Annotated in this window: 11 protein-coding genes; 1 reads left to right on the forward strand and 10 read right to left on the reverse strand. The window is 65.4% G+C overall.

The annotated features are described in order from the left end of the window. Positions 1-125 precede the first annotated feature (125 nt). Complete coding sequence (locus tag GR168_RS22865) at positions 126-1,304, forward strand: N-acetylmuramoyl-L-alanine amidase (protein ID WP_159371761.1); 1,179 nt, start codon at positions 126-128, stop codon at positions 1,302-1,304. Here GR168_RS22865 and GR168_RS22870 read toward each other — a convergent pair. The 10 genes from GR168_RS22870 to rpmH all read right to left on the reverse strand — a co-directional run bounded on the left by GR168_RS22870 (position 1,249) and on the right by rpmH (position 9,927). Next, complete coding sequence (locus GR168_RS22870) at positions 1,249-2,103, reverse strand: hypothetical protein (protein WP_159371762.1); 855 nt, start codon at positions 2,101-2,103, stop codon at positions 1,249-1,251. The two genes, GR168_RS22865 and GR168_RS22870, sit on opposite strands and share 56 nt — an antisense overlap. 148 nt (positions 2,104-2,251) lie before the next feature. Then, on the reverse strand, positions 2,252-3,304 hold the full coding sequence (locus tag GR168_RS22875) for a ParB/RepB/Spo0J family partition protein (RefSeq protein WP_058252987.1): 1,053 nt from the start codon (positions 3,302-3,304) through the stop codon (positions 2,252-2,254). 64 nt (positions 3,305-3,368) lie between these two features. Then, entirely contained in the window at positions 3,369-4,322 is a 954-nt protein-coding gene (locus tag GR168_RS22880) for a ParA family protein (RefSeq protein ID WP_065630845.1), read from the reverse strand. Positions 4,323-4,491: 169 nt separating this feature from the next. Then, on the reverse strand, positions 4,492-5,199 hold the full coding sequence (gene rsmG, locus GR168_RS22885; protein WP_159371763.1) for a 16S rRNA (guanine(527)-N(7))-methyltransferase RsmG: 708 nt from the start codon (positions 5,197-5,199) through the stop codon (positions 4,492-4,494). Positions 5,200-5,566: 367 nt separating this feature from the next. After that, entirely contained in the window at positions 5,567-5,788 is a 222-nt protein-coding gene (locus GR168_RS22890) for a hypothetical protein (protein ID WP_159371764.1), read from the reverse strand. A gap of 1,126 nt (positions 5,789-6,914) precedes the next feature. After that, a complete protein-coding gene (locus GR168_RS22895; RefSeq protein ID WP_159371765.1) occupies positions 6,915-7,604 on the reverse strand; it encodes a R3H domain-containing nucleic acid-binding protein in 690 nt (229 codons plus the stop codon). A 45-nt stretch (positions 7,605-7,649) separates the two neighbouring features. Then, positions 7,650-8,855: a membrane protein insertase YidC gene (gene yidC, locus GR168_RS22900; protein ID WP_058252991.1), complete on the reverse strand. Its 1,206-nt coding sequence runs from the start codon at positions 8,853-8,855 to the stop codon at positions 7,650-7,652. A 27-nt stretch (positions 8,856-8,882) separates the two neighbouring features. Beyond that, entirely contained in the window at positions 8,883-9,308 is a 426-nt protein-coding gene (yidD, locus tag GR168_RS22905; protein ID WP_159371766.1) for a membrane protein insertion efficiency factor YidD, read from the reverse strand. Next, on the reverse strand, positions 9,308-9,736 hold the full coding sequence (gene rnpA / locus GR168_RS22910) for a ribonuclease P protein component (protein WP_159371767.1): 429 nt from the start codon (positions 9,734-9,736) through the stop codon (positions 9,308-9,310). Before rnpA ends, yidD begins: the two co-directional genes overlap by 1 nt. A gap of 47 nt (positions 9,737-9,783) precedes the next feature. After that, a complete protein-coding gene (rpmH, locus tag GR168_RS22915) occupies positions 9,784-9,927 on the reverse strand; it encodes a 50S ribosomal protein L34 (RefSeq protein WP_004020968.1) in 144 nt (47 codons plus the stop codon). Between the last annotated feature and the right edge of the window lie 398 nt (positions 9,928-10,325).

A 10,325-nucleotide genomic window follows, 5' to 3' on the forward strand; every position in this document is an offset into this window, starting at 1 on the left:
GTGCAGTTTGGTGTAGTGAAGTCCAGCTGCGAGAATGCAGGCTGACGTTTCACCGGTGTACCACTTGGCTACATCGGACATCGCGCAGAGCCGCACCTGCCGCGATTCGTACGAGGGGTGACCAGATGCCATTGTTCCGACTTGGTGATCACGGCTCGGCGGTGGCCGAGATCCGCGCCATCCTCGTCGGACGTGGTCTGTTGCCCGACGATGGATCCTCCAGCGCCACACACGGTGGGCCGGCGAACGGGTGGAATCCACCCGAAGCCGTCTTCGACGAGGCGTGTGACCGGGCCGTCCGTGCGTTTCAACAGGAGCGCGGCCTGATCGTCGACGGCATCGTCGGTCCGGCCACCTACCGCGTCCTGCGCGAGGCGTCCTACCGACTCGGCGCTCGAGTGCTCTCGTATCAGCTGTCGGCGCCCATGGTCGGCGACGATGTCGCCACCCTGCAGAGCCGGCTGCAGAACCTCGGTTACTTCACGTCGCTGGTCGACGGCATCTTCGGCCTGACCACTCATAACGCAGTCTGCCTTTACCAGAGTGAATACGGTCTCGCTTCCGACGGCATCTGCGGTCCGGCCACCCTGCGTTCGCTGGAGCGCCTCGGCACGAGAGTGACCGGGGGTTCGCCGTACGCGATCCGCGAAGAAGAGCACGTCCGTCGTTCCGGACCGCAACTGTCCGGGAAGCGGATCCTCATCGACCCCGGCTCCGGTGGACTCCATGCCCTGTCGACGGGTGAGGTCGCCGATCGCGAGTCGGAACTGCTGTGGGACCTCAGTGCTCGTCTCGAAGGCCGGATGGCGGCCGCCGGAATGCAGACGTTCCTGTCGCATGACGGTCGGGGACGTCCCGGGGACGACGAGCGCGCTCGCGTCGCGAATCTGATGGACGCCGACCTGATGATCTCGCTCCGCTGCGGCCATTACCGGAACGCGCGCGCCAATGGTGTCGCGTCGTTTTACTTCGGCAACAACGACTCGTACTCGACGATCGGGCGCAACCTTGCCGGCTTCATCCAGCGGGAGATCGCGGCACGCACGCCGTTGTCGGACTGCCGGACTCACGAGCGCACCTGGGATGTCCTCCGGCTCACCAGGATGCCCGTGGCGCTCATCGACGTCGGTTACATCACGAACCCGAACGACGCTGCAGTGCTTGCTGATTCGGATTGGCGCAACGTCATCGCCGACGCCATCGTGGTGGCGGTGAAGCGACTGTACCTGCTCGATCAGGACGATCGTCCTACGGGCACTTATACTTTCGCGGATCTGCTGGCCGCGGAGAACAGCTCCCGCTGATCCGCTGCGGCCCGGTTCCCACCGGGACCGCCGTCCGCTGCCGACCGGCCAGATCCATCTCGGCCATCACCACCAGTTTCTGCAGCGCACTCTCGACCTCGACCTTCCAGCCGAGTCCTTCGTCGAGCTCCAGTCGGAAACGCGGGAACCTCTGGTGCGACGACACGACGTCGAACCCGGAATCTTTCAGAAACGACGCGTCATTCATACAGTTCGTGCAGAGGTCGCCCTGTGGGTCGTCGAGAATCTCACGCGCGACTTCGACGATCGCCTCATCCGACCAGAGCTCGAGATCGTCGGCCACCCCACCCGCGCTCCCGGCGAGCACAAAGGGATCCGCGCCGGACCCGTTCCGTACCAGACCGAACGATTCGACCGCCCGGACGCCTCGTCGGATCAGGTCGCCCAGCACCGCGTCCAGCAGGATGGTGGCGACTTCGTCGTGGCCGGGCTCGGTACGGATGCTGGTGAGCAGCACGGCGTCGTGGCTGACCGGCGACGTAGGGAAGTGCTGCGACCGCGGAACACGATTGGGCGGCGCGTAGAAGGCTGTACCGATGACAGTGTTCGTGCTCGACTCGATCGCGACCTGCCCGCACGCACCCCAATCGAGGAGAAGACCCGAGATCCACGCCTCCTTGTCGAACTCGCTTTCGTAGGGTTCGAGATCGCCGGGGCCCGGTACCGTGCCGCGGCTTGTCTGCGCCACGGGCTCGACTTCCCAGAAGACGCAATTGCGGGTGTGGTGGGGGAGCGACGCGAAGGATCCCAGTTCCAACCGAGTGACGGACACACTCATGTCGGTGCGCCCCGGTCGAGAGTTCCACGGATGCCGAATGTAGCAGCGCAACAACAGCTTTCGCTGCATGAGCGCCCGCTGGCTACCTCAATCGTCACTGTGACATTACTTCCGCGTCTAGGTGGTACCGGAAATCCCGCGCCGAAATTCACTTCTTCGGATCGATGAACTGGACAATGCGTTCCAGGTCGTCGACCGAGCCGAACTCCACCACGATCTTGCCTTTTCTTTTCCCTAGACTGACTGTAACCCTGGTGTCCAGACTGTCGGACAGTCTCTCCGCGAGATCCTGGAGGCCTGGCATCTGCATCGGACGGCGTTTCGGTGCCGACGGAGATTTCGCTTCCGGACCGTCGCCACGATTGGCGAGCGTGACAGCTTCTTCAGTCGCCCGCACCGACAACCCTTCGGCGACGATCCGCGCCGCGAGAGCTTCCTGAGCGTCGCTTCCGGTCTCGAGGGACAGGAGAGCGCGGGCATGGCCGGCCGACAGCACCCCCGCCGCGACCCGGCGTTGCACCGGAATCGGGAGTTTGAGCAACCGGATCATGTTGCTGATCAGCGGGCGAGAACGGCCGAGGCGAGAGGCGAGCTCCTCGTGCGTCACACCGAACTCCTCGAGCAGCTGCTGATAGGCCGCCGCTTCTTCGAGTGGGTTGAGCTGCGCACGGTGGATGTTCTCCAACAACGCATCGCGCAGCATGTCACCGTCAGGCGTCTCCCGCACGATCGCGGGGATGGCCTCGAGCCCTGCCTCCTGGCTTGCCCGCCACCGGCGCTCACCCATGACGATCTGATAGGCGATCCCATCCGCGGTGGGCTGCTTGAGTCGGCGCACCACGATGGGCTGCATCAGCCCGAACTCTCGAATCGAGTGCACGAGCTCCGCCATCGCCTCGTCATCGAAGACGGTTCTGGGCTGACTGGGATTCGGCTGGATCTCCTTCGGGGGCAACTCGCGGTACACCGCGCCCGCCTCTTCCGGGCTGAGAGGTTGCGTCCCGGTCGCCTGCGTAGCGGCAGTCGACGAGGTCTTGACGCCATCATCAGCTGTCGTCGGACCCTTGCCGATGACGACATCCGCTGCGGCGTTGCCGAGGCGCGGGGCGCCCGATTGGTCGTCGGCAGGCCCCGTCGGAATCAGCGCCGCGAGCCCTCGTCCGAGTCCACCCCGGCGCTGAGCGGCGTCTCGTTGACTCATTGGTGCTCCCTTTCGCGATGATGGTCGTGAGTCGGCGTGTCACGTGAACCGAGGCGATACCGGATCACGCCGGCGCCCCCTCGGCAGCCCGCAACGCCAGTTCGCGTGCGGCATCGAGGTAACTCATTGCGCCGCGAGAGCCGGGGTCATACTCGATGATCGTCATCCCGTAGCCGGGGGCCTCGGACACCTTGACGCTCCGCGGGATGATCGTGCTCAGCACCTTGTCGCCGAAGTGACGCCGCACTTCTTCGGCCACCTGGTCGGCCAGTTTCGTCCTGCCGTCGTACATCGTCAGCACGATCGTGGAGACGTGGAGCTCACGGTTGAGGTGCGCCTGTACGAGTTCGATATTGCGCAGCAGCTGTCCGACGCCCTCGAGTGCGTAATACTCGCACTGGATCGGGATGAGAACCTCACGGGCTGCCACCATCGCGTTGACGGTCAGCAGACCCAGTGATGGGGGACAGTCGATGAACACGTAGTCGATCTGGTACTTGGCAAGCACATCGTCGGCGAGCGCATTACGCAACCGATTCTCGCGGGCCACCAGCGACACGAGTTCGATCTCGGCGCCGGCCAGATCGAGAGTCGCAGGCACGCAGAACAGGCCGCGCTGGCTGGGCGACTCCTGGATCGCTTCCTCGAGGGTCACTTCACCGAGCAACAACTCGTACACCGATGCGATGTCCTCTGCGCGATGATCGATGCCGAGCGCGGTACTGGCGTTGCCCTGGGGGTCGAGATCGACAACCAGAACGCGAAGACCGCGCAGCGCGAGTCCCGCCGCAAGGTTGACGGTCGTCGTGGTCTTCCCGACGCCGCCCTTCTGATTGGCGACGGTCATGATCCGTGTATGCGGCGGTTTGGGTAGTTGCCCCGCACCCCCGGGAGTCAGTACCTGACTCGCGCGCTCGGCGGCCATGGCGATTGGGGTGTCGGCGAAGGGCTGGCCGTCAACTCCGGGGTGACCCCCTGCCGCAGTTTCACGTGAAACATTCGGGTCTTGATCGACCACGCGTGGACTCCTTTGACCGACCTCGTACGGACTCGCGTCCGTACCGCCGGCGGCTGTAGCTGCCGACCCTACGGTCGCGGAAGCGTCCATTGCAGCACCTTCGGGGGTGCCGACAGAACGCTTCCTATTCTGCGCCCTTCGCGGACTCCACACCAATCCGATCGCCTCCTCAGCGCCGTCCGGAACGGCCACCGCGCGACCGCTCGGTCTTGGTTCCCACGATCACGGTCGTCGGCGGTTCGAGAACGCGATCGCCGCACGTGTGAACCGTCAGTTCTGTGATCCCAGAGCGCCCGACCACCGCCCGATCGCGTTCGATCTCTTCGGCTGCTGACGACCCTTTGATCGCGATCATCTGGCCTCCGGGCCGGACCAGGGGAGCGGACCATTTCGCCAATCGTTCGAGCGGCGCGACGGCTCGCGACGTCACCACATCGGCGGGCTCGACGACGGCGCGTACCGCCTTCTCTTCGGCTCGCCCACGGATCACGATCACGTTGTCCAACGAGAGCGCGGCAGCAGCACGGTCCAAGAAGGTGCTGCGTCGGAGTAGCGGTTCGATGAGAGTGATCGAGAGATCCGGGCGTGCAATGGCTAGGGGGATGCCGGGGAGGCCGGCACCGCTGCCGATGTCGATCACGCGCGATCCGTCGGAGATGAGCTCGCCGAGGACGCCGCAGTTGAGGATGTGACGATCCCACAGTCGCGGGACCTCTCGCGGACCCATGAGTCCGTGGTCGATCCCGTCGGTGGCGAGGATGCGCCAGTAGTCCACCGCCAGCGCCACCCGCTCACCGAAGACATCAGTCGCGATGTCTGGCGGAACCGCCAACGCATCAAGATCGTGCTCGTGCCCGGGTTGTGCGTCAGACGGCACTTCGCCTCCGTTCGAGTGGGATACCTAGACAGTGTTTCACGTGAAACCCAACCCTCTGGCAGGTCGGTGCACATCGGGTCTTAGCGCGATGTTTCACGTGAAACACATCGATGTGATTCGACGACAAACCGGCGGAACTGAGCGCAACGTCCCGTCGAACCCGCGATCGACATCTGCGTCGCTTACGTCCCCTCCCGCTCCCTGGTCCGAGCGATACTCGAGACCCCTGACCCTTGGGGTACCAGAAGCACAGGCCGCCAGGCCCAGCGAGCGACGAAGAAGCGCGGTCGAGGTCGACGAGCCTCGATAGATTCGCGACGCATCTCGCCAGGACCCTTCGTGACGGCCTCCGCAAGCTCCGGCCCCCTCAGGGAGCGGTAGTTCCCTCGTAGCCCACGACGGCCGCCAGGCCGCAGATACCGAGGAGCGACCTGGCGAGCGGCACCACCCGCTCCCTGAGGAGCGAGCTTGCGAGCGTCACCTCCCTCTCCCCGAGGAGCGAGCTTGCGAGCGGCACCACCTGCTCCCTGAGGAGCGACCTGGCGAGCGGCACCACCCGCTCCCTGAGGAGCGAGCTTGCGAGCGTCACGAAGGGTCTTGGTGGGCCGGGTTGCGAAGACCCTTCGTGACGGCCTCCGCAAGCTCCGGCCTCCTCAGGGAGCAGGGGGTGACGCGCCCTCCGCAAGCTCCGGACGCTCCTCAGGGCACGGGAGGCGACGCGCCCTCCGCAAGCTCCGGGCCCTCCTCAAGGAGCGCAGGTTTGCCGCGCCCTCCGCAAGCTCCGGACACTCCGTAGGGGCGGAACTAGACGCGCCCTCCGCAAGCTCCGGACGCCCTCAGGGAGCAGGTCGTTCATTCGGACCAGGGGAGCACGGACTCGGATGTTCACGAGTGTTCTTCCATGGTCCACAACAGTCGCCAGGCTGAAGATAGTGACGTGCGAGCCCTGCGCCACCCAGCTCCCTGAGGTGCGAGCGAAGCGAGCCTCGAAGGGTCTGATGACGACCGTTTCGATTGACACTCCGGTCCCGGAAGGAAGCGTCACGTGACAATTCGACCAGTTTGCGTCCGGACCGAGCAGCGAGCGGTGTCGTTGGCCAGTGGCGACGCGTGGCGCGGGTATGCCAACGCGCCGGAGAGTCACTGCCGCGGTCCGCGCTGCCAACACCCGGAACTGCCCTGGCGTCACAGCGGCCGCCGAGACTGCAACTCGGCAGCCGCTCGACCGAACGGGCCTCGACCCGGGCCGGGCAATGAACGGCTTTGGGCTCTCTCGTCGCGTCCGGCACACGTGGCCATCCACCGCGCTACGAGGACGTCCATGGTGCGAGTTGGCGCTACCGCCATGTGCAGCAACGTCGCCGACTGAGTCGGCCACCGGGCGCGGGGGATCGAGGCATCCGAAGGTGACGGTTAAACATTCCGCCGGCGACATCCCGGGACGTTCGACCGCAACCCAAGGTGCAAGGGGCGCCGACCGTCGACTCGATCGAGCACACAGCGCCACGGCGCGCATCCGTTCTGCTGGCCGCCTGCACGGACAAGGCTCGTGTTTCACGTGAAACAACAACCGTGTAAGTAGCCCACAGCGCGCAACGCCGTCGAAACGCCACCCGCTATCGCGGCCCACAACCAAGCACTACCCGGAGACGAAGCAGGCCCCGACCGAGACGGTCGGGGCCTGCTTCACCTCCGTGGGGGGAGGGGAGTACTTGCTACGAGGGGAGGACCACCACGCGACGTTTCGGCTCTGCACCCTCGCTCTCGCTGACGACGCCGTCGACGACCGCGACCGCGTCGTGCACGATCTTCCGCTCGAACGGGGTCATCGGATCCAGCGCTTCGCGCTCGCCGGACGACAGGACTCGCTCGGCGACCTCACGACCGAGGCGTGCCAGCCGATCGCGGCGATCAGCCCGCCAGCGGGCGATGTCGAGCATCAGGCGGCTGCGTTCACCTGTCGCCTGCTGGACCGCAAGGCGAGTCAGCTCCTGGAGCGCGTCGAGGACCTCGCCCTTGCGCCCGACGAGCTTCGTCAGGTCGTCGCCGCCATCGATGCTGACGACTGCTCGGTCGCCATCCACATCCAGGTCGATGTCGCCATCGAAGTCGAGGACGTCGAGCAACTGCTCGAGGTAGTCGCCGGCGATCTCGCCTTCTTCGACCAGACGGTCTTCGTCGTCTTCGTCCTCATCCGAGTCGTCGTCATCGGTCTCGTCGTCGACGTCGGTCGCGTCCGCTTCGTCCTCGTCGGCGTCGCTATCCACCGCTTCCGTGACGGCGTTCTCCGCCACCGCACCGTCGTCGCCGACGGCCGACGAGGACGTATCGGCCTGGTCCTCGGTCTGGGGTCCCGCCGTGGTCTCGGCGTCCGTACCGGCTTGAGTTGCAGTCTCTGCTGTCATCTCATTCACCTAACTTCTGTGCTTCATCGAACAAGTCTGGGGCGGTCATCGTTTGCCACCGCGTTTGTTTCCGCGTTTGGCTGTCGAACGGCTTCCGCGGTTGTGGTTCTGCTTCTTGCCCGGGGCGGCGCCGGCGCCGGGACGTGTGGGCTTCTGACCCGGCTTGGGTTTGGCTCCCGCCCCGGTGTCCGCTGCGGCGGTCGTCGACTCGTCGGGCGATGCATCTGCGTCGACACCGTCGGTCCCGGCCTTGTCCGACGATCCGTCCTTCGAGAGGGAGACGTTCGTCGAGTCGGCGCCGTTGGTGTTCGTCGCGGCGGGCTTCTTCTTCCGGTCGGGTCGCGCGCCCGGCTTCGGCGCATTGGCCTTCAGCTTCTCCTGCTTGAGGAGCTTGGCCTCTTCCTCTTCCTTGGCGATGTGCCCGAAGACGATGTGCTGCTGACCGTAGGTCCAGATGTTGTTGCTCATCCAGTACAGGAGGATGGCGACCGGGAAGAACGGACCGGTCACGAGGATGCCGATCGGGAAGACGTACAGCGCGAGGTTGTTCATCATCCGGGTCTGCGGATTCTCCAGCGCCGCCTCGGGCTGACGGGCAACCGACGCACGCGAGTTCAGGTGCGTCGCGATGGAGGCGACGATCATCATGGGGATGACGACGAACGCGATCTGCGGGCGCGTGAAGTCGATGGGGGAGCCGGGCTCGACGAAGGCCTGGAACTCGGTCGCCGGCTCGACGAGGTAGGACGACAGCGGGACACCGAAGAGGCGGGCGTCGAGGAAGTTCTGCACTTGTTCGGCGCTGAACACGTAGTTGCCCTGGGACCGGGTCTCTGCCGCACTCATGCCGAGCTGACCCATGCCGGTGCCCATACGGTTGAACGAGCGCAGCACGTGGAACAGACCGATGAAGACCGGGATCTGGAGCAGCATCGGCAGGCAGCCGAGCATCGGGTTGAACCCGTGCTCCTTCTGCAGCTTCTGCATCTCCTCGGTCATCTTGACCCGATCCTTGGCGTACTTCTTACGGATCGCCTGGAGCTGCGGGTTGATCTCCTGCATCTTCTTCGTGGTGCGGATCTGCTTCACGAAGGGCTTGTAGAGAATCGCACGCAGGGTGAACACGAGGAACACCACCGACAGGGCCCAGGCGATGCCGTCGCCACCGGGGGAGTTCGGTGTGACATGGCTGAAGAGCCAATGCCAGACCCACATGATCCCGGAGACCGGGTAATAGATGAAGTCGAGCACGGGTCAGTTACCCCTCACTTGTTGTACTCACAGAGCACGCGTCTCGCCGGACGCGTGCTGATGGTTTCGAGGTCGGTGTGTGCCGGTCGCCGAGCGCCACAGGTCGCGGCACAGTTCGCCGAAGCCGCGTTCGGGAACCGGGTCGTAACCGGGTTTGTGCCAGGGCCCGCACTTCGCGAGCCGGATGACCGACAGCACCGAGCCGTAGAGGAAGCCGTGCCGGTCCAGTGCCTCGACCGCATATCCAGAGCAGGTGGGTTCGAACCGGCAGGACGGCAGACGCATCGGCGACACCCAGGTGCGGTACAGCTCGATGAGGAAGATGACGGTGCGGCGGGGGAGGAGGCGGAGTCCGCGCCACAGGCGCGCGCCGGTTCCACTCGAGGCCGCGTGCGGAGTCGTCGGATCCGCCTCGGTCTCAGGCGATGGCGTGGTGTCGGTGGTGCCGCTCATCACCGCGGTCCCGCTCCGTCGGCCGACGCCGCTACGGCCTCGGTCAGGGCCAGGACACGACGACTGGTGAAGGCGTCGCGGAGCTGGTCGGCGAGCTCGTCGCTGGATCGCTCGGCCGCGCTTCGGCGGGCACGGACGACCACATAGGTCTCGGCGGGAAGCAGATGCGATGCGCCGGCGAATGCCGCGCGCAGTCGGCGGGCGACGAGATGGCGCGTCACCGCATTGCCGACGGATTTGCTGACCACGAGACCGAACCAGGGACCACCGGACATCGCCACGTCCCGTCGAAGGCCGCGGGGGTCGGGCCATTCACGGCCGACCATCGCGAGATGGACGACGAAGTCACGACTGTTCACCCGCGCACCGGACTTGAGGGTGCGAGAGAAGTCGGATCCCCGTGAGATCCGATGAAGGGGCGCAGTCATCGAACAGCTGACCGGGCCCCCGTGCGGGACCCGGTGAGAGCCGACGATCAGGCGGTGAGCTTCGCGCGGCCCTTGGAACGACGGCCGCTGACGATCGCGCGTCCGGCGCGGGTCCGCATGCGCAGACGGAATCCGTGCACGCGCGCGCGACGACGGTTGTTCGGCTGGAAAGTACGCTTGCCCTTGGCCACGGTGACTCCTTGTGCTCCCTGTGGGCATGCCGGTTACCCGGGCATGACCCACATGTTGTCGTTGGTCTGTTGATCCAGGACGGTGCCGAACTGGTGTCGGTGATGACTCGGCGAACACGGAAGTTCGCCGCGCAAATCCGCAACCTGGATGACCAGTCGAGACTACTGACACCGGGCGTCCAAATCAAACGGCGACGTCCGTTCTTCGGGACCGTTCGCGACCAGTGTGTTCTGGGCCACGAAAGCAAGATTGTCAGCAGAATCGAGTCAAACGTCCCGATCGCTTTGTGGCCCTCCCCGACCTCTGTTACGTTCACTCACAGCGTCGGCCACCCCTCCCGTCGAGGTAGATCTTCGAGGACCTGGCTCCGACCGAAGTCCCCAGTTCGTCACCTTTG

Source organism: Gordonia sp. JH63, assembly GCF_009856645.1.
Classification (GTDB): domain Bacteria; phylum Actinomycetota; class Actinomycetes; order Mycobacteriales; family Mycobacteriaceae; genus Gordonia; species Gordonia hongkongensis.

Bases quoted from the DNA above. Each gene is read 5' to 3' on its own strand.
- GR168_RS22870 (WP_159371762.1), bottom strand. From the start codon at position 2,103: ATGAGTGTGTCCGTCACTCGGTTGGAACTGGGATCCTTCGCGTCGCTC.
- GR168_RS22875 (WP_058252987.1), bottom strand. From the start codon at position 3,304: ATGAGTCAACGAGACGCCGCTCAGCGCCGGGGTGGACTCGGACGAGGG.
- yidD (WP_159371766.1), bottom strand. From the start codon at position 9,308: ATGAGCGGCACCACCGACACCACGCCATCGCCTGAGACCGAGGCGGAT.
- GR168_RS22865 (WP_159371761.1), top strand. From the start codon at position 126: ATGCCATTGTTCCGACTTGGTGATCACGGCTCGGCGGTGGCCGAGATC.
- rnpA (WP_159371767.1), bottom strand. From the start codon at position 9,736: ATGACTGCGCCCCTTCATCGGATCTCACGGGGATCCGACTTCTCTCGC.
- GR168_RS22895 (WP_159371765.1), bottom strand. From the start codon at position 7,604: ATGACAGCAGAGACTGCAACTCAAGCCGGTACGGACGCCGAGACCACG.